The sequence below is a fragment of the Mycobacterium sp. E802 genome (genome assembly GCF_001666875.1).
Lineage (GTDB): Bacteria > Actinomycetota > Actinomycetes > Mycobacteriales > Mycobacteriaceae > Mycobacterium.
The window spans coordinates 1-24,251 of sequence record NZ_LZJD01000095.1; the positions used below are offsets into that span (position 1 = coordinate 1).

Below are 24,251 nucleotides of genomic sequence, written 5' to 3' on the forward strand. Positions count from 1 at the left end.
AACTGTTTCGGCGGTACCCGCCTCCGCGCCTGCGTATGCCGCACCGGCTGCCGCGCCGGCGTCGGTGTCTGCACCGGCGCCCGCACCAGCGGCCATGCCAGCACCCGCGGTCGCGCCGGCGGCCGGCGATCCGGCAGCGGCGGTCGATCCGGCGGTGACGGGGGCGTCGGCACCGATGCCGCCCACCGGATCTGGAACCGGTGGTTGGGGTGCGGGGCTTCCCGGTGCAGGCAGCTCCGGCGTCGGCAGCCCCTTGGCAGATCTGGGACAGCGCTTGGCCGACATGTTCGGCGGGTTGATCGGATCCGACGGCAGCGCCCTGGGTGGCGATAGTGTGGACCCGTTCGACGTGGACCCGTTCGACGCAGAAGACCCGCTTGCCGACGAGGGTCAGGAGGTGTCCGAAGAATCAGATCTCGAAGAAGACCCCGAGGACGAAGCCGGTGACGAGACCGGTGACGAGACCGACGAAGAAGCCCCCGGCGAGCCCGACGAGAATGCTGACGACATCGAGGAGGAAACCGTGCCCCTCGACGGGGCAGCGGAACTGGGAGTTGACGACGCCGCCACCGAGGATGTCGTCGAACAACCTGAGGCGCAGCCAAATTCGCAGCCCGCGCCACCGGTCGAACCGCCGACTGATCCGGCAGCGCCGCCGACCGAGCCATTGGCCGATTCGACGGGGGGCACCCCGTGTTCGATCGCGGCCGACGAGCTGCCGCAGGTCGGTGGGTAGCCCGAGGTGCGGCTATCGGGTCAGTGACACCAGCTCCTCGCAGAACTTCACCGTCTCGGCCGTGTCGGTGGCCAGCGGGTGCACCAGCATGGTGGTCACCCCGGCCTCGGCGTAGGCGGCCAGGCGTTCCTTGACGAATCCCTTCGGCCCCACGAGCGACACGTTGCGCACCAGGTCGTCGGGCACGGCCGCGATCGCTTCGGCCTTCTTGCCGGCCAGGAACAGGTCCTGGATGTGATCGGCCACCTCGCCGTAGCCGTACCGGGTGGCCAGTTTGTGATAGAAGTTCTGCCCGCGGGCGCCCATCCCGCCGATGTACAGCGCCAGTTGGGGTTTCGCCCAGGCCAGCCGGTCGTCCACGTCGTCACCGATGGCGAGGCTGGCGCTGACCATGACGTCCAACGGTCCCAGCTCCGGATCGCGCTTGGCCGCTCCGGCCCGCAGCGCGTCGCCCCACACGTCGTCGGCCTTCTCCGGGAGGTAGAACACGGGCTGCCAGCCTTCGGCGATCTCGGCGGTCAGCTCGACGTTCTTGGGTCCCAGCGCCGCGATGGTGATCGGAATGCGCTCACGCACGGGGTGATTGATCAGATGCAGGGACTTCCCGAGCCCGGTCCCGCGGGCCTCGGGACCCTCGCTGGGCAGCGGTAGCTGGTAGTACTTGCCCTGGTAGTCGACGTTCTCACGCCGCCACACCTGACGGCAGATCTCGACCACCTCGCGGGTGCGGCCCAGCGGCGCGTCGAACGGCACGCCGTGGAAACCCTCCATCACCTGCGGACCGGAGGTGCCGATGCCGAGCCGGAACCGGCCGTCGGACACGTAGTCCACTCCGGCTGCGGTCATCGCCATCAGTGACGGCGTGCGGGTGTAGATCGGCACCACGCCGGTGCCGAGTTCCATGGTCGAGGTCTTGGCAGCCAGGTAGCCCAGCTGGCTGATGGCGTCGTAGGAGTACGCCTCGGCCACGAGGGCGATGTCGATGCCGACCTTCTCCAACTCGACGACCTGGTCGGCCGCCTCCTTGAAGCCTCCGGCGTAGCTCAGAAAGATGCCTGTGCGCATCAGGGAGTTATATCACCATCAACCGGTTGGTTGGGAAGCTGGTCTACGGCTTGAGCAGCGCGACGACTTTGTCCTCAAGGGCCACCGGGTCGGCGTTCGGATCGGCGGGCTCGGTGTGCGGCAGGGCCACGTCGGCATCGGCGAAATCGCGGTAGGTCTTGTCCCCGGCCAGCGTGGCCAGCAGATATCCCGTCAGCATCGCGCGCACGATCTTCTGGGTCTGCCGGTCGGCGCCGGGCAGCCCGAAGAACCGCGCCAGCCGACGACCTTCGACCAGCCCACCCGCCTTGGCCTTGCTGACGGTGCGCAGGGTCGCACCCTCCCAGGCCCGGGCCAGCTCCACCGCGTTCGAGCGCAGCGTCATCGGATCTCTTGGCGCGGTCAACACCAGGCCGGGCACCCGCAGTGTCGATGCCGGTTCCTCGGCCCGCGGCGTGGTCACCGTCGGGAACAACGACACCACGGCCTTAGGGCGGTGCTGGTCCCCGGCCATCCCGGCGGCCGCGAACACCGCGGCGGACCCACCGAAACCGTGCCCCACCACACCCCGCTTGCCCGGGTGCACGCTGATCTTGCCCGGGCCCAGCCGCACGCCGGTGATGATCTCCAGCGCGGCGCCCAGATCGAAGGCGAAATTGAGCACCGAGGGCGCCAACCCCTTCTCGGTGTCGGGGGCGGCGGCCACGATGCCCCACGAGGCCAGGTGCTCCAGCGTGTGCGCGTAGTTGCCGGCCTGCGCCATCCAGTCGTGACCCAACACCACCCCGGGCAGGTTCAAACCGGCCTGGGGCGTGTACACCACGCCGGGCATGCCGGCGAAAGCCAGGTCCCCGCGCAGGACCTTGTGCGGTCCGCGCCGGGTCAACCGCGCGAAGAGCTTCTTTGTGCTGGCCACGGGTTGACCGTAGCGCAGAGCGCACGGTGATTTACGTCAACCGCCGTCGCGCGGAATCGGGTCAGGGCGGTGCCCTGCACTACCCTGGGAGCCTATGTGTGGAATCGTCGGCTACGTCGGGACGCGCCCGGCGCGCGGCATCGTGGTCGACGCGCTGCGCCGGATGGAATACCGGGGTTACGACTCCTCTGGAATCGCCCTGCTCGACGGCCACGGCGGCATGACGGTGCGTCGGCGCGCCGGCCGGCTGGCCAACCTGGAGGCCGCCCTCGACGAGACCGACGACGCGGTACTGACCGGCACCACCGGCCTCGGCCACACCCGCTGGGCCACCCATGGCCGCCCCACCGACCGCAATGCCCACCCGCATCGGGATGCCGCAGGTCAGGTCGCCGTCGTCCACAACGGGATCATCGAGAATTTCGCCGTCCTGCGCGCCGAGCTCGAGGTCGAGGGCGTCGAGTTCGCCAGCGACACCGATTCCGAGGTGGCCGTGCACCTCGTGTCGCGGCAGTACCGCCAGGGAGCCACGGCCGGAGACTTCCCGGCCTCGGTGCTGGCCGTCCTGCAGCGCCTGGAAGGCCACTTCACTCTGGTGTTCGCCAATGCCGACGATCCGGGCACGATCGTGGCCGCCCGCCGGTCCACCCCGCTGGTGGTCGGTATCGGTGACGGGGAGATGTTCGTCGGCTCCGACGTGGCGGCATTCATCGAGCACACCCGCCATGCCGTGGAGCTCGGTCAGGATCAGGCCGTGGTGCTGACCGCCGACGGCTACCGGATCACCGACTTCTTCGGCAACGACGATCTGCAGGCCGGCCGCGACTACCGCGAATTCCACATCGACTGGGATCTCGATGCCGCTGAAAAAGGTGGCTACGACTACTTCATGCTCAAGGAGATCGCCGAGCAGCCGGCCGCGGTCGCCGACACGCTGCTGGGACATTTCGTCGACAGCGGCATCGTCCTCGACGAGCAGCGGCTTTCCGATCAGGAACTGCGTGAGATCGACAAGGTCTTCATCGTCGCCTGCGGTACCGCCTACCACTCGGGTCTGCTGGCCAAGTACGCGATCGAGCACTGGACCCGGTTGCCCGTCGAGGTCGAGCTGGCCAGCGAGTTCCGGTACCGCGATCCGGTGCTGGACCGCAGCACGCTGGTGATCGCCATCTCGCAGTCCGGCGAGACCGCCGACACCCTCGAGGCTGTGCGACACGCCAAGACGCAGAAGGCCAAGGTGCTGGCGATCTGCAACACCAACGGCAGCCAGATCCCGCGTGAGGCCGACGCGGTGCTCTACACCCGGGCTGGGCCGGAGATCGGGGTCGCGGCCACCAAGACGTTCCTGGCCCAGATCGCGGCGAACTATCTGGTGGGCCTGGCGTTGGCGCAGGCTCGCGGCACCAAGTACCCCGACGAGGTCGAGCGCGAGTACCGCGAGCTCGAGGCCATGCCCGACATGGTCAGCCGGGTGCTGGCCGGGATCGAGCCGGTGTTCCAGCTCGCGCAGCGGTTCGCCACGTCGCCGACGGTGCTGTTCCTGGGGCGTCACGTCGGCTACCCGGTCGCGCTGGAGGGTGCGCTCAAGCTCAAAGAGCTGGCCTACATGCACGCCGAGGGTTTCGCCGCCGGCGAGCTCAAACACGGCCCGATCGCCCTGATCGACGACGACCTCCCGGTCATCGTGGTGATGCCCTCACCGAAGAACGCGGCGATGCTGCACGCCAAGCTGTTGAGCAACATCCGGGAGATCCAGGCCCGTGGTGCGGTCACCATCGTCATCGCCGAGGAGGGCGATGACACGGTGCGGCCCTACGCCGATCACCTGATCGAGATCCCGGCGGTGTCAACGCTTTTCCAGCCGTTGCTGTCAACGATCCCGTTGCAGGTGTTCGCCGCCGGGGTGGCCCGGGCGCGCGGCTACGACGTCGACAAGCCGCGAAACCTGGCCAAGTCGGTCACCGTCGAGTAGGTCAGCGCGCCCCCAAGGCCCTTGGTGTCCAAGGGCTTTGGTCCGAGTTCCGTCGGCAGCGCGCACGCAAGCCGAATTGAGGTAGTCGACTACTCGTTTGTCGTGAGCCTTCGTCCCCATAACGTTCTGGTGTCTCGTTACAACAGACAGTCGAATCGACTGAGGGGGAAGATCATGGGGAAGAGTCTGAATCAAATCCTCGAAGAGGTGGGGGACGGTTCACGGGTGGGCATCACGCTCGTGACGAACCAGGACAGCGGAATCGCGAGCTACGCCACCGGCGAAGCGACGTACCATCCCGGATCGTTTGTCGGGCCGATCTTCCGGCCGGCTCGACTGTCGACGTCCGGGGGCGAACCGCTCAAGTACTATTTCAGCGACCGGACCCTGGACATCGATCCGCCGGCCGGTGAGGGTGGATTCGGGCATACCCCGCGGCAACCGTTTTCCGCGAACGCCGTTGACAAGTTGGGCTTTTCGATTTCCCTGCTGCTTGCTCCCCGGGTGATCAAGTTCACGCTGCACAGTTGGGGCAACGCGACATTCAGTGTCTCCATGGAGGAGCGGGGAACGCTGTTGATCGGCCAAGGGCCCGCGATCGGCAACCAGTCCGAACACGCCCTGTATGTCGTCGGGTTCACCGGGGTCTTCCATCCGCCGCACTAGGTGTACCGAACCAGGACGGGCGCGTCGGCCCGAATTCAGCCGTTCCCAAGAGGGGCCGCGTAACCTGTTGGCACACGGGCACCTCGAGCGGGCGGGAGCTGATGCGGTACTACTACTCGGCTGATGCGATCCGTGCCGCCGAGGCGCCATTGTTGGCATCGTTGCCCGACGGTGGGCTGATGCGCCGCGCTGCCTACGGATTGGCCACCGCGATCGGTGCGGAGTTGAAGATCCGCACCGGCGGGGTCGCCGGGCGGCGGATCTGTGCCGTGGTGGGTTCGGGTGACAATGGCGGCGATGCGCTGTGGGCCGCGACGTTCCTGCGCCGCCGCGGAGCGGCCGCTGACGCCGTCCTGCTCAATCCGGAGAAAACTCACGCCAAGGGCCTGGCCGCGTTCCGCCGCGCCGGGGGACGGGTGGTCACCGAGATCGCCGGCGGAACCGATCTGGTGATCGACGGTGTCGTCGGCATCTCCGGGCGCGGCTCGTTACGTCCCGACGCCGCTGCGGTATTCGACGCCAACACTGCGCCCGTGGTTGCCGTCGACCTCCCCAGCGGAATCGACGTGCAGACCGGCGCCGCCGACGGTCCGCACGTGCAGGCCGCGCTGACCGTCACGTTCGGTGGCCTCAAACCGGTGCATGCGCTGGGTAAGTGCGGTCGTGTCGAACTCGTCGACATCGGCCTGGACTTGGCGCCCACCGACCTCGCCGGATTCGAGGCGGCCGATGTCCGGGCCCGTTGGCCGATCCCGGGTCCGCACGACGACAAATACAGCCAGGGTGTCACCGGCGTGGTGTCGGGCTCGTCGACCTATCCCGGAGCGGCTGTGCTGAGCGTCGGGGCCGCGGTGGCTGCCACCTCAGGCATGGTTCGTTATGCGGGAAGTGCTGCGCCACAGGTGCTTTCCCAATGGCCCGAGGTGATCGCCGCACCCACCGTCGAGGAGACGGGCCGGGTGCAGGCCTGGGCCGTCGGACCCGGGCTGGGCACCGACGAGACGGCGAAGGCCGCACTGCGTTTCACCCTGGAGTCCGACCTGCCGGTGATCGTCGACGCGGACGGGCTGACCATGCTGGCCAAGGACCCCGGCCTGCTCGTCGGCCGCAGTGCGCCGACCGTGCTGACCCCGCACGCCGGTGAATTCGAGCGGCTGGCCGGCAATCCGCCCGGCAGTGACCGCGTCGCGGCGGCGCGCGACCTGGCCGAGCGTCTGGGCGCCACGGTTCTGCTCAAGGGCAACGTCACCGTCATCGCCGAACCCGAGTCGGGGCGGGGGCGTGGTTGCGCCTACCTCAACCCGGCCGGCCAGTCTTGGGCTGCCACAGCAGGTTCCGGGGATGTGCTGTCCGGGATCATCGGCGCCCTGCTGGCCGCGGGCCTGTCCGCAGGAGAAGCCGCCGCGGCGGCCGCTTTCGTCCATGCCCGCGCCGCCAACCTTTCGGCTGCCGATCCGGGGCCCCGCCCGGCGCCGACATCGGCGTCGCGCATCCTGTCTCATGTCCGTGCCGCAATCGCCTCGCTCTGACAGAGTTCTTACGAAGCCCAAACGAAAAGGACAACCCATGTCGCACAAGCACCATCGCAGTCCACACATCGCGCCGGCCTACACCGGCAGATTGGCGATGGCGCCGGTCCCGTCGTTGCGTCTGCCCGACGACGCGATGGACCCCACCGCGGCCTACCGGTTCATCCACGACGAGTTGATGCTCGACGGCAGCTCCCGGCTGAACCTGGCGACGTTCGTCACGACGTGGATGGAACCCGAGGCCGAGAAGCTGATGGCCGAGACGTTCGACAAAAACATGATCGACAAGGACGAGTACCCGGTCACCGCCGCGATCGAGGGACGCTGCGTGAACATGGTCGCCGATCTGTTCCACGCCGAGGGCCTTACCGACGACGACCCGACCAGCGCCACCGGGGTCTCGACGATCGGCTCCAGCGAGGCGGTCATGTTGGGCGGGTTGGCCCTCAAGTGGCGTTGGCGCCAGAGCCTGGAGAAGGCCGGCAAGGACTGGAAGGGACGCACCCCGAACCTGGTGATGGGCGCCAACGTCCAGGTGGTGTGGGAGAAGTTCTGCCGCTACTTCGACGTCGAGCCTCGCTACCTACCGATGGAAGAGGGCCGCTACGTCATCACCCCGGAACAGGTGATCGACGCGGTCGACGAGGACACCATCGGTGTGGTCGCGATCCTCGGCACCACCTACACCGGTGAACTGGAACCGATCGCCGAGATCTGTGCCGCACTGGACCAGCTCGCTTCAGAGAAGGGTTTGGACGTGCCCGTGCACGTCGACGCGGCCAGCGGCGGATTCGTCGTCCCGTTCATCCATCCCGACCTGGAGTGGGATTTCCGGCTCCCGCGGGTGGTGTCGATCAACGTCAGCGGACACAAATATGGGCTGACCTACCCCGGTATCGGCTTCGTGGTGTGGCGCAGCCACGAGCATCTGCCCGAGGACCTGGTGTTCCGGGTGAACTATCTGGGTGGCGACATGCCGACGTTCACCTTGAACTTCTCTCGGCCCGGCAACCAGGTGGTGGGCCAGTACTACAACTTCCTGCGGCTGGGCCGGGCCGGTTACACCAAGGTGATGAAATCCCTGTCACAGACCGCCCGCTGGCTGGGCGATCAGCTGCGCGAAAGCGAGCACTTCGAGCTGATCTCCGACGGATCGGCCATTCCGGTGGTCAGCTTCCGGCTCAAGGGCAAACCCGGTTACACCGAGTTCGACGTGTCCCAGGGGCTGCGCGCCTACGGCTGGCAGGTACCGGCGTACAGCATGCCCGACGACGCCACCGATGTCGTGGTGTTGCGGGTGGTGGTGCGTGAGGGCTTCTCGGCGGATCTGGCCCGGGCGCTCAAAGACGACACCATCACCGTGCTCAACCAACTCGACGAGCTCAAGCCGCGCGGGCAGTTCGACGATCAGCAACCCTTCGCGCACTAGTTGCCCTCACCACGCAGAAAGGCGATCACCGCCTGCACCCGGCGGTGATCGTCTCTGGTCTCGGTGATCCCGAGTTTGGTGAAGATGTTGTGCACGTGTTTCTCGATGGTGCCCTCGGCCAGATACAACCGGCGGGCAATGCCGTCGTTCGAGCGGCCCTCGGCCATCAGTCTGAGCACGTCGTGCTCCCGCGCGCTGAGCGTCGCCAGCGAATCCTGGTCTTCGCGTGCCGACACGAGCGCCTGAGCCACCGCGGGGCCGACGATGCAGGCACCCCGGGCGATGCGCTTGAGAATGTCGACGAAATCGGCGATGTCGGTGATCCGACTGGTGAGCAGGTAGCTGATCCCGCCGCCACCGGCCAGCGCGTCGATCGCATGCCGCACCTCGACGCGCGCACACAACACCAGCACGCCCGTATTCGGAAACTCGGTGCGGATGGACCGCGCGGCTTCGTATTCCGCCGGGTGATCGGACGGATCGGGGATGTGGATCAGGACGAGATCAGGCTCATGTGTGCGCACCAACTCCGGCAATCGGAGAGCACCGTCGGCCCGCCCCACCACATCGAAACCCCAGCGATCGAGCAAACCCGCCAGCCCCTCGCGTGACAGCACGTCCTCGGCAGCCACGATGACACGGACCACGACGTCAGCACCGCTTGCATCTGCCATCGCCTGTCTCCACACCGACCGCGTCATCGTCGGCGGTCGGCGTAGTGATACCCGCCGCACGACGTTTGGCTTCGCCGGTGACCCGGCTACCCCTCAACAGTTAGGGGGGCTAGCCCCAATGATATTTCGTCGGCGCGCGGCAACCGTGGAAGTACAGGACAACTGAAGGAGTGTGGGCCAGGTGAACAGGACGACGAAGCCGGTTTCACTTGCAGCGGTGCTGACCGGCGCTGGAGCTGCAGTGGGTATCGCAATAGGAATAGTCGCTGCACCAAGCGCTTTCGCAGCGCCCTCCGGGGACTGCACGCATGGTGGTGGCTCGGTGGTGTGTCAGACGCCGGGAAATGCCGAGGTGTATTCGGTGCCGCCGAGCACCACCCCCGGCATGGGTATCGGTAGTAACGGCCCCTACGGGCCGTGGGGCAATGTGCCGCCGCTGCGCTAGCGTTTCCGCAAGGCGGCCCCGCTGACGAAGGGATGACCGAAACCACCGTCACCGCGCTCTGGGACAATGGTCGACGGTGACATGACATGCAGACGACCGAATTCACCTCAGCGCTGACCGAACACCCATCGCCGCAGGCGATGGTGGATCTCGCTGCGATCGACCACAACGTGCGCCTGTTGCGCGACCACGCCGGTGACGCCCAAGTGATGGCGGTGGTCAAGGCCGACGGTTACGGGCATGGCGCCCTCGAAGTCGGCCGGGCCGCACTGGCCGCGGGCGCCGCCGAGCTCGGGGTGGTGACGATCGCCGAGGCGCTGGCGTTACGCGCCGGCGGGATCACCGCGCCGGTGCTGTGCTGGCTGCACCCTCCGGGCAGCGATTTTGCCCCCGCGGTGGCCGCCGACGTACAGATCGGGGTGTCCTCGGTAGACCAGGTCGACGACGTGGTCCGGGCCGTCCACCAGACCGGGTGCACCGCGACGGTCACGGTGAAGGTCGACACCGGGCTGAGCCGCAACGGGGTGAGCCCAACCGATTTCCCCGCGATGATCGCCGCGCTGGGCCGCGCCCAGGCCGACGGCGCGATCCGGGTCCGCGGGATCATGAGTCACCTGGCCCACGGTGACGACCCCGACAATCCGTTCAACGCGCTGCAGGGTCAGCGCCTCACCGCGATGCGGGAGCAGGCCGCCGCGGCCGGTGTGGTGTTCGACATCGCTCATCTGGCCAACTCGCCGGCGGTGCTGACCCGGCCGGATCTGGCCTTCGACATGGTGCGGCCCGGCATCGCGGTCTATGGCCTCAGCCCGATCCCGGAGCTCGGCGATATGGGGCTGCGTCCGGCGATGACCCTGAAATGTCCTGTCGCACTGGTCCGTTCGGTTCGTGCCGGGGACGGAGTGTCCTACGGGCATCGCTGGATCGCCCAGCGTGACACGACGCTGGCGCTGCTGCCGGTGGGTTACGCCGACGGCATCTTCCGATCCCTCAGCGGGCGGATCGAGGTGCTGATCGGGGGTCGGCGCCGCCCGGCCGTCGGCCGGATCTGTATGGACCAGTTCGTCGTCGACCTCGGTCCGGATGCCACCGACGTCCGGGCGGGCGATGACGCGATCTTGTTCGGTCCCGGCACCCAGGGCGAGCAGACGGCCCAGGACTGGGCCGAGCTGCTGGGCACCATCAACTACGAGGTGGTCACCAGCCCGCGCGGCCGCATCTCCCGCACGTATCTGCAGGCAGGTCACGAGCGTTGAGTCGCAATGCCCAGTGGCTGGCCGGGGTGGCCGGGATGACGGCTGTGGGAACGGTGGCCGGCAGGTCGGTGGCGCGGTCGTTGACGCGGCGCAGCGCGGGCGAAGATCCCTACCGGGGCGAGGATTTCGAACGCCTTGATGCCGACCGCAGTTCGGTGGTGACGACCGAGGACGGCGTGCCGCTGGCGGTGCGGGAAGTCGGCCCGAACGACGCGCCGCTGACCGTGGTGTTCGCCCACGGCTTCTGTCTTCGCATGGGCGCCTTCCACTTTCAGCGCACGCGACTGGCCGAACAGTGGGGCTCGCAGGTGCGGATGGTGTTCTACGACCAGCGGGGCCACGGGCAGTCGGGGACCGCGCCGCCGGAGACCTACACCGTGGAACAACTCGGCCGGGATCTGGAAGCGGTTGTGGCCGTGACGGTTCCGCGCGGCCCGGCGGTGCTCGTCGGTCATTCGATGGGCGGCATGACGGTGCTGTCACACGCCCGGCAGTTCAGCCATCGCTATCCGAAGCAGATCGTCGGTGCCGCGGTGATCTCCTCGGCGGCCGAAGGCGTGGCCCGCTCGCCGCTGGGCGAGATCCTGCGCAACCCGGCGTTGGAGGCGGTGCGGTTCTTGGCCCGGTACGCGCCGGGCGCCGTGCATCACACCCGTGGTGCGGCCCGCTCGGTGATCGGACCGATCCTGCGGGCAGCGTCCTACGGGGACGAGGCCGTCAGCCCGAGTGTCGTCGAGTTCTCCCAGCGCATGATGCACGGCACCCCGATCACCACCCTCGTCGAATTCCTGCACGCCCTCGAGGTTCACGACGAGGCTGCGGCGCTGTCGGTGCTGGCCACGGTGCCGACACTGATCGCCTGCGGTGACCGTGACCTGCTCACCCCGATGGAATACTCAAAGGCCATGGCCGCACAGCTACCCCGCTCCGAACTGGTGATCGTCGGGGGAGCGGGTCATCTGGTCCAGCTGGAGGAGCCCCTGGTGATCGACGACGCACTGGTCCGTCTCGTGGAGCGGGCCACCCCGTCCAAACTGGTCACCCTGGGCCGGCGGGTCCGCGATCGGGTCCGGTTCCGTGGCTGAGTGCAGCGCCGGAACGGCACAGCCGGCCACCGCCGAGGACATGATCGCGCTGGGCGCCACCCTGGGGGCGGGGCTGAAGGCCGGGGACGTCGTGGTGCTGTCGGGTCCGCTGGGTGCCGGCAAGACCGTGATGGCCAAGGGCATCGCGGCCGCCATGGATGTGGACGGTCCGGTGGTTTCACCGACGTTCGTGCTGGCCAGGGTGCATCGCGCCCGCCGGCCTGGCCGCCCGGCGATGGTGCACGTGGACATGTACCGGTTGCTCGACCATCCCGGTGTCGATCTGCTGGGAGAGCTCGACGCGCTGGATCTCGACACCGACCTGGACGACGCCGTGGTGGTCGTCGAATGGGGGGAGGGGCTGGCCGAACGCCTCTCCGACCATCATCTGGACATTCGCATCGAACGGGACACCGAGACCGAGACCCGCACGGTGATCTGGCAGTGGAGCACCCCATGAACGTGTTGACCATCGATACCGCGACCCCGGCAGTGAGTGCCGGTGTGGTCCGTCGTGCCGAGGACGGCTCGGTGCGCACGCTGGCCGAGCAGGTCACCGTGGATGCGCGCGCCCACGCCGAGCAGCTCACCCCCAACGTGCTGGCCGCGGTGTCCGACGCCGGTATCACCATGGCCGATCTCGGCGCCGTCGTCGTCGGTTGTGGCCCCGGGCCGTTCACCGGGCTGCGGGTGGGGATGGCCACTGCCGCGGCGTTCGGTCACGCCCTGGGCGTTCCGGTGCACGGGGTGTGCAGCTTGGATGCCATCGGTGTCCACACCGACGGTGTCGTGCTGGTGGTCACCGATGCGCGCCGCCGCGAGGTGTACTGGGCGCGTTACCGCGACGGCGTCCGCGTCGACGGTCCGGCCGTCAACGCCCCCGGCGATGTTGCAGTGGATTCCTCGGCCGCGGTGGCCGGCTCACCCGATCACGCGGCATTGTTCGCGCTGCCTCGGCTCGACGTGGTGTACCCGACGCCCGACGGGCTGGTGCGCGCCGTCACCGATTGGAATGACCCGCAGCCGCTGGTGCCGCTGTACTTGCGCCGTCCGGACGCCAAACCGTCTGTGGCAGTCAAGAAATGATCGATCTCGACGTAATGACCCGCGCCGACGCCACGCGGTGTGCCGAGCTGGAGGCCCGGCTGTTTCCCGGTGATGATCCGTGGCCGGCCCAGGCGTTCTTGGCCGAGCTGGCCGCCAAACACAACCGCTATACCGCGGCCCGCAGCGACGGTCTGCTGGTCGGCTATGCCGGCATCGCCCGGCTGGGCCGGATGCGACCGTATGAGTACGAAATCCACACCATCGGCGTCGACCCGGATTTCCAAGGACAGGGCATCGGCCGCCGGTTGCTCGACGACATGCTCGAATTCGCCTCCGGTGGAACCGTTTTCCTGGAAGTTCGCACCGACAACGAAGCGGCCATCGCGCTGTATGAGAGCGCCGGGTTCGTCAACATCGGCCTACGTAAGCGGTATTACCGCGTCAGCGGAGCCGATGCCTACACCATGCAACGCCTTCCCCAAGGGGGCCCGACGTGATCATCCTGGCCATCGAAAGTTCGTGTGACGAAACCGGAGTCGGTATCGCCGATCTCGCCTTCCCGAAAGATGGCGGGCCGGCAACGGTTTCTCTCCTCGCCGACGAGGTCGCCTCCAGCGTCGACGAGCACGCTCGCTACGGCGGCGTCGTACCCGAGATCGCCTCGCGCGCACATCTGGAGGCACTTGGCCCGACGATGCGCCGCGCCCTGGACACCGCCGGTGTCGAGCGGCCCGACGTCGTGGCCGCCACGATCGGCCCCGGCCTGGCCGGCGCCCTGCTGGTCGGGGTGGCCGCAGCCAAGGCGTATGCCGCCGGCTGGAACGTCCCGTTCTACGGCGTCAACCACCTGGGCGGGCACCTGGCCGCCGATGTCTACGACCATGGCCCCCTCCCGGAGAGCGTGGGTCTGCTCGTCTCGGGTGGGCACACACATCTGCTGCATGTTCGGTCACTGGGCGAGCCGATCATCGAGTTGGGCAGCACCGTCGACGACGCCGCCGGCGAGGCCTACGACAAGGTGGCGCGGCTGCTCGGGCTGGGCTATCCCGGCGGTCGGGTGCTCGATGAGTTGGCGCGCACCGGCGACCGTGACGCCATCGTCTTTCCGCGCGGGATGACCGGTCCGCGGGATGACCCGTATGTGTTCAGCTTCTCCGGGCTGAAAACCGCGGTAGCGCGCTACGTGGAAGGTCACCCGGAAGCCTCGCAGGCGGATGTGGCGGCCGGTTTCCAGGAAGCGGTCGCTGATGTGCTGACCGCCAAGGCCGTACGCGCAGCCACCGATCTCGGGGTGTCCACGCTGCTGATCGCCGGTGGGGTGGCGGCCAACTCCCGGCTGCGCGAACTTGCCGAAGAGCGTTGTGCGGCAGCGGGTCTGACGCTGCGGGTGCCGCGGCCGAGGTTGTGCACCGACAACGGCGCGATGATCGCCTCATTTGCGGCGCACCTGATCGCCGCCGGGGCGGCGCCGTCGCCGTTGGATGCCGCCAGCGATCCGGGCCTGCCGGTGGTGAAGGGGCAGGTGGCGTGAGCTCCCCGGCCGACAAGCTGGCCGACAAGCTGGCCGAAAAGCTGGCCGACAAGCTGGAGATTACCGAGCTGCTGTATCGCTATGCCGAGCTGATCGACGCCGGCGACTTCGATGGGGTCGGGCAGCTGCTCGGTCGGGGCACGTTCATGGAGGTGGCCGGGGCGTCGGCCATCGCGGAGTTGTTCGCCGCGACCACCCGTCGGTATCCCGGACACGGCAACCGCACCCGGACCCGTCACCTGGTGCTCAACCCGATCGTCGACGTCGACGGTTCGCGGGCGACGGCGCGCTCGACGTTCGTGGTGGTGCAGAACACCGAGACCGTCCCACTGCAACCCATCGTCGTCGGTCGCTACGCCGACGCCTTTGCCCGTGACGAGCAGGGCTGGTACTTCACCGAGCGCAGAGTCGATGTGGAGATGGTCGGAGACGTGTCCGAGCATTTGAACATCGCGCTATAGGCGTGGGAACGGGGTAGGACGACTATCCGCTACGCGGCAGCCTGCACCCGCACGACATGGATGTCGCTGGTCAACACGCGGGCTCCGGTCGGCAGTGGTGGGGCGGTACTTCGATAGGTCCGGCCCGTCGGTGTGCTGACTTCGGTGGTGTGCCGGCCGAATCGGTCGTAGCTCGTGGTGGTGGTCCAGTCGGCGGTTTCCTTGATGTAGTTGCATCGTTCGCACAGTCCTTGGCCGTTCTCGGCGCAGGTCGGACCGCCGTCGGCATGGCGGGTGATGTGATCGATGTGGCGTACCGGTGCGTCGCAGTAGGGGGTGCGGCAGCGCTGGTCGCGCAAGGCGATCAGCCAGCGCAGGCCCTTGGGGAAGGTGCGCGACGTGGAATCGAGGGCGACCAGGTTGCCGGTGGCCGGATCGGCATAGAGCTTGCGCACCGCGGCCTCAACCTCGGGGTCCAGCAGCGCCGCCAAGGCCATCTTCCGGGCCACCGCCGCCGGGATCGGGCCGTATCCCTGCAGCACCGCAGGTTCGGGACCGTGGGCAAACAGGCTCTCGTCGGAGACCACCAGATTGAGGTTGAGCGGAACCGCGGCGCCGACTTCACGCCCGGTGATACGCCGGTAGAAGGCGTCGGCCATCAACGGGCCCCGGCCGTCGCATCCGTTTCCGGCGGCGACTGAGGCCGCGACGGCAGCGGCCGCCTCCACTTGCAGCGCCTCGTACGCTGCGCAGCCTTCGGCGGCAGTCAGCAGGGCCGTCACATACGCCATGCCGTGCGGAGCGGGACGCATCGTAACGGTGCGATCAGACTGGTGCCGGCTGATGCGCTCCATCACCGCGTCGTGGTCGAGCCGGATGGCAATGCGGCCCGCTTCGGCATCGACTTTCCTGTCGCCGAGGCCGTCCAGCTTTGCCGGGTCGGCGCACAGTTCGACGTCCATCGCGCGACGATCTGCTGGTGACAGGCAGTCGGCATGTTCGGTGATGATCATCGCCCGCACCTCGGTGAGGACGCCGGACTCCAGCGCCGCCAGGGTGTGGGGCATGTCGTCGACGAGGATTCGGGACATCTTCAGATACTTGGCCCCATGCCATGGCGAGGCCTTGCGGGCCAGGCCGACCTCGGAAGCCAGGCCTCGCCCGCGCTGTGCCGCCGGCACGCCCTCGGCAGCTCTGCGTGCCCGGCGCTTGGCTTCGAGCATCGCCGTCACCCGAGCCTGTCCGGCCGCGATGCTGGATGCCGCCCGGTTCATCGCAGCCAGCTGATCGGCCAACGCCTCTTCCGTGGCGTCGGAGTCGATCGTGAAATGCGATCCGAACATATGTTCGATAGTAGGCCTCTCTGGATGTCGGCGCAATAACCAGAGACCACCCTTGAGTGCTAGCACTCGCATGTATAGAGTGCTAGGTGGCACGCGGCCAACCCCAGCGCCGGCACCCGCGACGACGGAGCGAGGGGACGGACGCATGCCGAACACCTGGTTAACCCGAGGGCCCCGGCGCACACCGGAGCTCAATACCCAAACAAGTGGAGGGCTTCCATCGTGGCAGTCAACATCAAGCCACTCGAGGACAAGATCCTCGTTCAGGCCAATGCGGCCGAGACCACGACCGCTTCCGGTCTGGTCATCCCGGACACCGCCAAGGAAAAGCCGCAGGAAGGCACCGTCGTCGCAGTTGGCCCCGGCCGCTGGGATGAGGACGGCGAGAAGCGGATCCCCCTGGACGTTGCCGAGGGCGACACCGTCATCTACAGCAAGTACGGCGGCACCGAGATCAAGTACAACGGCGAGGAGTACCTGATCCTGTCGGCCCGCGACGTGCTGGCTGTCGTCGCTAAGTAAGCACCCGTGTCCCGCCCCGGAGATCCCCGTGTTCGCACGGGTGGTTTCCGGGGCGGTATGCGTTGATGCCTCGACAGGTAGTCAAGCTCGACAGGTAGTCAAGAAAGAGACTTATGAGCAAGCAGATTGAATTCAACGAAACTGCGCGCCGGGCCATGGAAGCCGGGGTCGACAAGCTCGCCGACGCCGTCAAGGTGACGTTGGGCCCGCGTGGTCGCAACGTCGTGCTGGCCAAGGCTTTCGGTGGCCCGCAGGTCACCAACGACGGTGTGACCATCGCCCGCGAGATCGACCTGGAAGACGCGTTCGAGAACCTCGGCGCCCAGTTGGTCAAATCGGTGGCGACCAAGACCAACGACGTCGCCGGCGACGGCACCACCACCGCCACCGTGCTGGCGCAGGCCCTGGTCAAGGCCGGCCTGCGCAACGTTGCTGCCGGTGCCAACCCGATCGCGCTGGGCCTGGGCATCGGTAAGGCTGCCGACGCGGTGTCCGAGGCGCTGCTGGCCGCGGCCACCCCGGTGTCGGACCAGACCGCCATCGCCCAGGTCGCCACGGTGTCCTCGCGCGACGAGCAGATCGGTGCGCTCGTCGGTGAGGCCATGACCAAGGTGGGCCACGACGGCGTGGTCACCATCGAGGAGTCCTCGACGCTGAGCACCGAGCTCGAGGTCACCGAGGGCGTCGGCTTCGACAAGGGCTTCATCTCGGCCTACTTCGTCAACGACTTCGACACCCAGGAAGCGGTGCTCGAGGACGCGCTGGTGCTGCTGCACCGCGACAAGATCAGCTCGCTGCCCGATCTGCTGCCGCTGCTGGAGAAGGTCGCCGAGAGCGGCAAGCCGCTGCTGATCATCGCCGAGGACGTCGAGGGCGAGGCGCTGTCCACGCTCGTCGTCAACGCAATCCGTAAGACGCTCAAGGCCGTTGCCGTCAAGGCGCCGTTCTTCGGTGATCGCCGCAAGGCGTTCCTGGAGGATCTGGCCATCGTCACCGGCGGTCAGGTGGTCAACCCCGACGTGGGCCTGGCCCTGCGCGAGGTCGGTCTGGACGTGCTGGGCTCGGCGCGTCGCGTCGTGGTGTCCAAGGACAGCACCGTGATCGTCGACGGCGGCGGCTCCAAGGACGCTGTCGACGGCCGGGTGAAGCAGCTCAAGGCCGAGATCGAGACCACCGATTCCGACTGGGATCGGGAGAAGCTGCAGGAGCGGCTGGCCAAGCTGGCCGGTGGCGTCGCGGTGCTCAAGGTCGGCGCGGCCACCGAGACCGACCTGAAGAAGCGCAAGGAAGCTGTCGAGGACGCCGTCGCGGCCGCCAAGGCCGCCGTCGAAGAGGGCATCGTCACCGGTGGTGGCGCTGCACTCGTGCAGGCCCGCGCGGCGCTGGACAAGCTGCGCGGCGAGGTCAAGGGCGACGAGGCCCTCGGCGTCAACGTGTTCGCCTCCGCGCTGTCGGCCCCGCTGTACTGGATCGCCACCAACGCCGGCCTGGACGGCTCGGTCGTGGTGAACAAGGTCAGCGAGCTTCCCAACGGGCAGGGCTTCAACGCCGCCACGCTGGCCTACGGTGACCTGGTCGCCGAGGGCATCGTGGACCCGGCCAAGGTGACCCGGTCCGCGGTGCTCAACGCCGCCTCGGTGGCCCGGATGATCCTGACGACCGAGACGGCCGTCGTGGACAAGCCGGCCGAGGAAGATGACCACGCCGGTCATCACCACGGGCACGCGCACTAGAAGTACGCGCGCTAGAAGTACGGCGAAACACCCTCGGCCATCAGGCCGGGGGTGTTTTGTTTCGACATGGACCGGATTTTCCAGTGGGTATGGGACCGGCACGGGCCGCGATACTCCTGGGCCATCTGTGCCCTCGTCTACCTGGCCGGACTCTCGGTCCATCTCGCCTACCCGTTGATCATCGTCGCCTTCGAAAGATCCGATCGCTACGTGCAGGCGGCCGTCATCTCCTGCGTCGCCATGCTGGTGCGGACCTACCTGCTGGTCCTGCCCGGCTCGAAGCGGTTGCGTCTGATCGAGAAGTGGGCAGCGGGCCGCGACGTCGATCCGATGGAGGCACTGCGCGCCACCTATGTGTACGGGCGGAGGACGACTGCCCGCGTGCTCGCAACCGACATCGTCTGGACGCCGTGCGTCGGGGTGGCGGTCGCCACGCTCAACGGCGCGACCGGGTGGCGACTGGTTCAGTACGGGATCGTCGGCGCCGCATACGGAGCGGCCACCGGGGTGTTCGGTGTGCACAGCTTCAGTGAGGGATCGCTGCGACCGGCCCGGACCGCCATCGCCGGCAACACGGGAATCGGTGACTCCCTGCCGCGCTCTCGTCCCACGTTTGCCACCTGGTCACACCTCACCATCCTGGCGTTGGCGTTCGGATTCTCCATCGGCGCCGCGATCACGGCTTCGGTGATCGACCGTGCCCGCGAGGATCCCATCGTCTCGTTGGCGATCGGGTGCGCGCTGACGCTTGTTTCCGGACCCATAGCCGTCATGACGATCGCTCCCTTCCTGCGTCCGATCCGCGACCTCGCCGAGGGGACGGAACGCGTTGCCGTCGGAGAATACCGCCGACGCCTGCCGGTGGTCCAAGACGACGATCTGGGTGCGCTGTCGGCGTCGTTCAACCGCATGCAATCGGGTTTGGCTGAGCGGCAACGACTTCAGGCGGCATTCGGGACATACGTGGACCCGGCTTTGGCGGCGCGGCTCCTTGAGCAAGGTGACGACGTGTTCACCGGTGAACGGCGTGAAGTGACGGTCATGTTCGTCGACATCCGAGACTTCACGCCCTTCGCCGAGGCGAACACCGCCGAAGACACGGTCGCCCGGCTCAACGCGCTGTTCGAGATCGTGGTGCCCGCCGTGGTCGACGCCGGTGGGCACGTCAACAAGTTCCTCGGCGACGGAGCTCTGGCGGTGTTCGGCGCCCCCAATGACCTTGCGAATCATGCCAATGCCGCAGTGGGCGCGGCGATGCTGATGCAGCGCCTGGTTGTCGAGCGATTCGAGGGTGCGCTGCGAATCGGTATCGGCATCAACACCGGCGTGGTGATCGCCGGCACCATCGGCGGCGGAGGCAAGCTGGAGTTCACGCTGATCGGTGACGCCGTCAACGTCGCGGCCCGGGTCGAGCAGCTCACGAAGAGGACCGGCGATTCGATCCTGCTGACCCAGCCGACCGTCAACACCTTGGACGTACATCCGCCCGAACTGACCGACCGGGGCTTTCACGAGCTGAAAGGAAAGTCAGCTGCGGTAAGGGTTTTCGGCCTCGCTAGTGCTTCGCGGAGTCAGGGGTAGCCGTCGGCTGAATCGACACCAACCGGAACGCGTCGGGCCGGGCCGCGTCAAAGGTGAAGCGGACGAGGAGAACATCAGGAGGAAACTTGGTGGCCAGGTCATTCAGCGTTCTGGGCAGGAACACGCGGGCCTTGGCATTGCCGTACCAGTTCGGGTCGGAGGGCGAGGTATCAAGGCCGCTGACCGTCTCGATCGACTCGTCCCACTGCTGAACCGGTTCCGGTGGAGTGCCGCCGAATCCTTGCGATTTCAGGTAGGCATCCGCTTGTCCGGTAAGGGTGATCGGTGCCCCGCCACCGACCGGCGACCCGGTGATCGTTCCGTCCACCACATCGGCCGTGACCGATGTCAGCCGCGCCGTGCAGACGTTGTCGACGACCTCGGGCTGAGCGCAGAAAGTGGGCAGGGGAGTCGAACGGGCCGGCGCGCTGCTCAGCGCGGCGGCAACCGGAAGTAGCACCGCGGCGACACCGACAACTGTCGTTGCCCAACGGCGGTCATTAGGCGTCGCGGCGTCCCTTCCACAGATGCGGGGACGCATTCGGTCGATCACGAAATGTATTTCGGGATTTTCGGCTCGGGAGTTACCGGCCGTCTCACGCTACGAGTTGCGGCTGTTCGCGTCGGGCTGTTGGGCCCGGACGCGCAGTGCGGGTATGAACGGCGATCAGCGAGCCCGACCGCACCGTCCCGATCGGACCCTGCCGGGCAAAACGAGCCAATTCCGTTGTGCGCAACGTGACTCCCCACTTCGCCTGGCGATACCCGATCCGCACACCGGTGACCGCTGCGGCGAACACGCCACCGAGCCCCGGCAGCGCCGTCGAGAGCAAGGCCCACAGTGAGATCGCCACCAGGGCGGTGACCGCCTTCTTGAGCGGCGTGGTCTTCGCGTTGCCGGGGTGACTCACGTCGGCCAGCACCGGTGCGGTGCGTTGCAGCACCGAGCTCAACGACACGATCTCGTCGAGGCTCAAATCGAATTTCAGGGCGTCGGCGGCAGCGGCGGCGATCGGTGATCCGACCGCCGGCAGCAACAGCGCATGCGACTTGATCTTCTGCAGAAGAGTGACGATCGAGTGGTACGGAAGCGCGGTCAGCGATTGCACGGCGCTCACGGCGCCGGTGGCCCACGGGAAGTTGAATATGGCGTGGATCTGCGACGCCAGTTCAATGACTACGTCGACAGCCGTCGTCACCAGCATCCTCAGGAACTCGACGACGGCCAGCCGGATCTCTGGTGTTGCGGCCGGCTCAACCGGCTCCTCGACTGCGGCCGACGTCACGGCCGGCTGGGTTTCAGCCGCCGGGGCGGTGGTCGCTTCCGCAACCGGGGCGGCCGCGGTACCGGTGGCAGCAGTGCTCGACGCCGAGGTCGACGCTGAGGTCGACGCCGAGGTCGACGCGGAGGTCGACGCCGAGGTCGACGTGGTGCCCGCGTCGACGTGCGTTGCTGGTGCGGTCGTCTCCTGCGTGGCGGTCGACGATGACGATTCGACGGTGTTCGAGCCGCTGGAGCTGCCCTCGGTGTCCGACGAGGTGCTCTTGGTGGTGACGGGCGTGGGGAGATCGGCGAGAGTATCGAGATTCAAGGCGGTCGAGGGCTGCGGGGCGCTCGTGCCGGCCGTGCTGCCCGACATCTCGGTCGTGTTCGACCCGCCGGACGTGCTCGACGTGGTGCCAGTGGTGTTGCCTCCGCTGACCCCGGTGTTCGTTTGAGCAGACACGGTCGAGCGCGGCTGAACGTTCCCATCGCCGGTGGAGGTGCTCATCGTCGTCGTGTGTTGCGTGGTGGTGGTGGCAGAGCTCTCCGACGACGACGCTGCGGTGGAATTCGTGGCAGAGCTGTTCGTGGCCGTGTTGTCGGTGTTTGACGTGGTGCCGTTCTCAGTGCTCGAACTGCCGGTGCTGTGACTGGACTCCGACGAGGATTCACCGTCCGCACGCGCCATGGGCACCGAACCGCACGCAGTACTCACCACGAGTCCGGCTGACACCAGGCACGCACCCGCGATCAGGTGAATACGTGTGGAACTCACGGTCTCCTCGCAGTGGACGTCATTCACGTAGACCACTGACAGCTGGAGAGCAAGTGTGATGTAGCTAACAGCGGTGCTCAATTCTGGAGCCGGGGCGAGAAGCGTGTCAATAGTCCGTGCAGTGTTTTTCTGCCTGGTCAAAGGGGTCAAGATCACTTGCACGGTGCATATTCGATACCCGACCGATACCGCGACACGTCGTCGGGCACCGCGGTTCGGCCCGCCCGGCCGCCCACAATTTGGTTCGTGACGGAACCGCGCGGGGTCTCGCGTCAGACGTTCCTGCGCGGTGCGGTCGGGGCGGTGGCCGCCGGGATGGTTTTCGGCACCAGCCGCGCCCGCGCCGATCCCGCCACGTCCGGGTGGGGTGAGTTGTCGCGCGCGATCAGCGGGCAGGTGATCCTGCCGGACAGCGGCGGCCAATTCGATTCGGCCAAGAGCGTTTTCAACACCAACTTCAACGGACTGGCGCCCGCGGCCGTCGTCACCCCGACGTCCGCGGTGGACGTCCAGAAGGCGATGGCTTTCGCTGCGGCCCACAACCTCAAGGTCGCGCCGCGCGGTGGCGGCCATTCCTATGTGGGTGCCTCGACCGCGAACGGCACGATGGTCCTGGACCTGCGCCAACTGCCCGGTGACATCCAGTACGACGCGTCGACGGGCCACGTCACGGTGACACCGGCGACGCATCTGTACGCCATCCACCAGGCCCTGGCCGCCGCCGGTCGGGGGATCCCGACCGGGACCTGTCCGACTGTCGGCGCGGCCGGGCATGCGCTGGGCGGCGGGTTGGGGGCTCAGTCCCGGCACGCGGGCTTGATGTGTGACCAATTGGTGTCGGCGACGGTGGTGTTGCGCGGCGGCGGGGCCCTCACGGCCTCGGCCCACGAGAACCCCGATCTGTACTGGGCCTTACGTGGGGGAGGAGGTGGCAATTTCGGGGTGACGACCGCGTTGACCTTCGCCACCTTCCCGATCGGCGATGTGGATGTCGTCGGCGCGCATTTCCCGCTGCAGGACTTTCCGCAGGTGCTCGTCGGGTGGCAGAACTGGCTGCGCACCGCCGACCGCAGTAGTTGGGCCCTGGCCGACACCGTCACCGACCCGCAGGGCGCGCACTGCCGCATCCTGGCCACCTGCCCGGCGGGCGCCGGGGACAGCGTCGCAGCCGCTGTGGTCAAATCGGTGGGACTGCAGCCGGCCTCGATCGAGCGCCGCACGTTCAACTACCTGGATCTGGTGAAGTTCCTGGCCGCCGACAATCTCAACCCGTCACCGCTCGGCTATGTCGGTGGCTCAGACGTGTTCGGCTCGATCACTCCGGCCGTCGCACAGGGAATCGCCGCGGCGTTCAACGCTTTTCCCGCGGGAGCCGGCCGGCCGTTGGTGATCATGCATACGCTCGACGGCGCGCTCGCCACGATCGGGCCGGGGGACTCCGCCTTTCCGTGGCGGCGGCAATCCGCTCTGGTGCAGTGGTATGTGGAGACTTCCGGTTCTCCTGCACCAGCTGCCAACTGGCTGAACACCGCGCACCAAGCCGTGGCACCGTATTCCGTCGGCGGCTACGTGAACTATCTGGAGGCCGGCCAACCTGCCTCGCGGTACTTCGGGGCCAACCTTGCTCGGTTGGCGGCCACCCGGCAGAAATACGATCCGGGGCGAATCATGTTCTCAGGCCTAAACTTTTGACGTAGATCCGGCAGAGGTCTACCGGGCCTACGGACTAGTGGTCCGTCTGCGATTTGATCTGGTTAAGAGTGGCTCTGCCGCGTTGGACTTTGGCGATGATGTCCTCGGCGGTGGCTTTCCAGATGAAGGGCTTGGGGTCAGCGTTCCAGTGCGCGGCCCATGCGGTGATGGCTTCGGTGAGTTCAGCGACGCTGGTGAAAACACCACGACGCAGTCGTTTGTCGGTGAGTTCTTTGAACCAGCGTTCCACCAGGTTTACCCACGAACTCGAGGTCGGGGTGTAATGCAGGTGCCACCGACGACGATCCTTGTGCGCCAACCACTTCGCGATCTCAGGGGTGGAGTGCGCCGACAAGTTGTCCAGCACGACATGTACACCGAGACCACGCGGAACGCTGGCATCGATCTGTTTGAAGAACCGCAACACGTCAGCGCCGGTATGCCCCTTGCGCAGGTCGGTCAATACCTCACCGGTAGCAACATTCATCGCCGCGAACAGATCGATGGTGCCGTTGCGTTTGTAGTCGTGTGTCATCGTTCCCGCGCGTCCGGGTTTCATCGGCAACGATGG

26 protein-coding genes are annotated in these 24,251 nt (G+C 67.3%); 19 read left to right on the forward strand and 7 right to left on the reverse strand.

Annotated elements, in window-relative coordinates; translation table 11 throughout:
• Positions 1–94: 94 nt before the first annotated feature.
• On the forward strand, positions 95–736 hold the full coding sequence (locus A5699_RS14770; RefSeq protein WP_157561266.1) for a hypothetical protein: 642 nt from the start codon (positions 95–97) through the stop codon (positions 734–736).
• A 12-nt stretch (positions 737–748) separates the two neighbouring features.
• On the opposite strand, the gene A5699_RS14775 is transcribed toward A5699_RS14770, so the two are convergent.
• Both A5699_RS14775 and A5699_RS14780 read right to left on the reverse strand, forming a co-directional pair.
• Positions 749–1,801 carry an LLM class F420-dependent oxidoreductase gene (locus A5699_RS14775; protein ID WP_067770492.1) on the reverse strand — a complete coding sequence of 351 codons (1,053 nt, stop codon included), beginning with the start codon at positions 1,799–1,801 and terminating at the stop codon, positions 749–751.
• Between the two features lie 43 nt (positions 1,802–1,844).
• A complete protein-coding gene (locus A5699_RS14780; RefSeq protein WP_067770494.1) occupies positions 1,845–2,696 on the reverse strand; it encodes a dienelactone hydrolase family protein in 852 nt (283 codons plus the stop codon).
• 94 nt (positions 2,697–2,790) lie between these two features.
• On the opposite strand from A5699_RS14780, the gene glmS reads away from it, so the two are divergent.
• From glmS to A5699_RS14800, 4 genes are all read left to right on the forward strand, one after another.
• Positions 2,791–4,668 (forward strand): glutamine--fructose-6-phosphate transaminase (isomerizing), encoded by a 1,878-nt coding sequence (gene glmS / locus A5699_RS14785; RefSeq protein ID WP_067770496.1) that lies wholly within the window; start codon positions 2,791–2,793, stop codon positions 4,666–4,668.
• Between the two features lie 174 nt (positions 4,669–4,842).
• Positions 4,843–5,334, forward strand: a complete 492-nt coding sequence (locus A5699_RS14790) for a hypothetical protein (RefSeq protein WP_067770498.1) — start codon at positions 4,843–4,845, stop codon at positions 5,332–5,334.
• A gap of 101 nt (positions 5,335–5,435) precedes the next feature.
• A complete protein-coding gene (locus A5699_RS14795; RefSeq protein ID WP_067770500.1) occupies positions 5,436–6,863 on the forward strand; it encodes an NAD(P)H-hydrate dehydratase in 1,428 nt (475 codons plus the stop codon).
• 37 nt (positions 6,864–6,900) lie between these two features.
• The gene (locus A5699_RS14800; RefSeq protein WP_067770502.1) at positions 6,901–8,292 is read left to right on the forward strand and encodes a glutamate decarboxylase; all 1,392 of its coding nucleotides are present in this window, start codon (positions 6,901–6,903) and stop codon (positions 8,290–8,292) included.
• Here the strand turns inward: A5699_RS14800 and A5699_RS14805 are convergent.
• Entirely contained in the window at positions 8,289–8,966 is a 678-nt protein-coding gene (locus A5699_RS14805; RefSeq protein WP_067770504.1) for a response regulator transcription factor, read from the reverse strand. The two genes, A5699_RS14800 and A5699_RS14805, sit on opposite strands and share 4 nt — an antisense overlap.
• A gap of 322 nt (positions 8,967–9,288) precedes the next feature.
• On the opposite strand from A5699_RS14805, the gene A5699_RS30165 reads away from it, so the two are divergent.
• The 8 genes from A5699_RS30165 to A5699_RS14840 all read left to right on the forward strand — a co-directional run bounded on the left by A5699_RS30165 (position 9,289) and on the right by A5699_RS14840 (position 14,791).
• Positions 9,289–9,411, forward strand: coding sequence for a hypothetical protein (locus A5699_RS30165; protein ID WP_255378808.1), 123 nt, complete (start codon positions 9,289–9,291; stop codon positions 9,409–9,411).
• An 86-nt stretch (positions 9,412–9,497) separates the two neighbouring features.
• Complete coding sequence (gene alr / locus A5699_RS14810) at positions 9,498–10,667, forward strand: alanine racemase (RefSeq protein ID WP_067770506.1); 1,170 nt, start codon at positions 9,498–9,500, stop codon at positions 10,665–10,667.
• A gap of 35 nt (positions 10,668–10,702) precedes the next feature.
• On the forward strand, positions 10,703–11,752 hold the full coding sequence (locus A5699_RS14815) for an alpha/beta fold hydrolase (protein WP_067770508.1): 1,050 nt from the start codon (positions 10,703–10,705) through the stop codon (positions 11,750–11,752).
• Positions 11,745–12,212: a tRNA (adenosine(37)-N6)-threonylcarbamoyltransferase complex ATPase subunit type 1 TsaE gene (gene tsaE / locus A5699_RS14820; protein WP_067770510.1), complete on the forward strand. Its 468-nt coding sequence runs from the start codon at positions 11,745–11,747 to the stop codon at positions 12,210–12,212. The genes A5699_RS14815 and tsaE overlap by 8 nt, the downstream gene beginning before the upstream one ends.
• Positions 12,209–12,838: a tRNA (adenosine(37)-N6)-threonylcarbamoyltransferase complex dimerization subunit type 1 TsaB gene (tsaB, locus tag A5699_RS14825; RefSeq protein ID WP_067770512.1), complete on the forward strand. Its 630-nt coding sequence runs from the start codon at positions 12,209–12,211 to the stop codon at positions 12,836–12,838. The genes tsaE and tsaB overlap by 4 nt, the downstream gene beginning before the upstream one ends.
• Positions 12,835–13,296 carry a ribosomal protein S18-alanine N-acetyltransferase gene (gene rimI / locus A5699_RS14830; RefSeq protein WP_067770514.1) on the forward strand — a complete coding sequence of 154 codons (462 nt, stop codon included), beginning with the start codon at positions 12,835–12,837 and terminating at the stop codon, positions 13,294–13,296. The genes tsaB and rimI overlap by 4 nt, the downstream gene beginning before the upstream one ends.
• Positions 13,293–14,330, forward strand: a complete 1,038-nt coding sequence (tsaD, locus tag A5699_RS14835; protein WP_067770516.1) for a tRNA (adenosine(37)-N6)-threonylcarbamoyltransferase complex transferase subunit TsaD — start codon at positions 13,293–13,295, stop codon at positions 14,328–14,330. The genes rimI and tsaD overlap by 4 nt, the downstream gene beginning before the upstream one ends.
• Before the next feature lie 29 nt (positions 14,331–14,359).
• Positions 14,360–14,791 (forward strand): nuclear transport factor 2 family protein, encoded by a 432-nt coding sequence (locus A5699_RS14840; RefSeq protein ID WP_067770532.1) that lies wholly within the window; start codon positions 14,360–14,362, stop codon positions 14,789–14,791.
• A 29-nt stretch (positions 14,792–14,820) separates the two neighbouring features.
• On the opposite strand, the gene A5699_RS14845 is transcribed toward A5699_RS14840, so the two are convergent.
• Positions 14,821–16,113 carry an HNH endonuclease signature motif containing protein gene (locus A5699_RS14845; protein ID WP_067770518.1) on the reverse strand — a complete coding sequence of 431 codons (1,293 nt, stop codon included), beginning with the start codon at positions 16,111–16,113 and terminating at the stop codon, positions 14,821–14,823.
• A 219-nt stretch (positions 16,114–16,332) separates the two neighbouring features.
• Between A5699_RS14845 and groES the strand changes: the two genes are divergently transcribed.
• From groES to A5699_RS14860, 3 genes are all read left to right on the forward strand, one after another.
• Positions 16,333–16,635, forward strand: coding sequence for a co-chaperone GroES (gene groES / locus A5699_RS14850; protein ID WP_036390082.1), 303 nt, complete (start codon positions 16,333–16,335; stop codon positions 16,633–16,635).
• 113 nt (positions 16,636–16,748) lie between these two features.
• Positions 16,749–18,368 carry a chaperonin GroEL gene (groL, locus tag A5699_RS14855; RefSeq protein ID WP_067770520.1) on the forward strand — a complete coding sequence of 540 codons (1,620 nt, stop codon included), beginning with the start codon at positions 16,749–16,751 and terminating at the stop codon, positions 18,366–18,368.
• Positions 18,369–18,434: 66 nt separating this feature from the next.
• Complete coding sequence (locus A5699_RS14860; protein WP_067770522.1) at positions 18,435–19,949, forward strand: adenylate/guanylate cyclase domain-containing protein; 1,515 nt, start codon at positions 18,435–18,437, stop codon at positions 19,947–19,949.
• On the opposite strand, the gene A5699_RS14865 is transcribed toward A5699_RS14860, so the two are convergent.
• Positions 19,924–20,409 (reverse strand): hypothetical protein, encoded by a 486-nt coding sequence (locus A5699_RS14865; protein WP_067770524.1) that lies wholly within the window; start codon positions 20,407–20,409, stop codon positions 19,924–19,926. The two genes, A5699_RS14860 and A5699_RS14865, sit on opposite strands and share 26 nt — an antisense overlap.
• A gap of 136 nt (positions 20,410–20,545) precedes the next feature.
• Positions 20,546–21,235 carry a hypothetical protein gene (locus A5699_RS14870; protein ID WP_067770526.1) on the reverse strand — a complete coding sequence of 230 codons (690 nt, stop codon included), beginning with the start codon at positions 21,233–21,235 and terminating at the stop codon, positions 20,546–20,548.
• 28 nt (positions 21,236–21,263) lie between these two features.
• Between A5699_RS14870 and A5699_RS14875 the strand changes: the two genes are divergently transcribed.
• From A5699_RS14875 to A5699_RS14880, 3 genes are all read left to right on the forward strand, one after another.
• Positions 21,264–21,668, forward strand: coding sequence for a hypothetical protein (locus tag A5699_RS14875; RefSeq protein ID WP_067770528.1), 405 nt, complete (start codon positions 21,264–21,266; stop codon positions 21,666–21,668).
• A 39-nt stretch (positions 21,669–21,707) separates the two neighbouring features.
• Complete coding sequence (locus A5699_RS29180; RefSeq protein WP_157561268.1) at positions 21,708–21,863, forward strand: hypothetical protein; 156 nt, start codon at positions 21,708–21,710, stop codon at positions 21,861–21,863.
• Between the two features lie 371 nt (positions 21,864–22,234).
• Positions 22,235–23,680 (forward strand): FAD-binding oxidoreductase, encoded by a 1,446-nt coding sequence (locus A5699_RS14880; RefSeq protein ID WP_067770530.1) that lies wholly within the window; start codon positions 22,235–22,237, stop codon positions 23,678–23,680.
• A gap of 34 nt (positions 23,681–23,714) precedes the next feature.
• Here the strand turns inward: A5699_RS14880 and A5699_RS14885 are convergent.
• On the reverse strand, positions 23,715–24,251 hold a 537-nt coding region (locus A5699_RS14885), incomplete at its 5' end, for an IS630 family transposase (protein WP_157561054.1).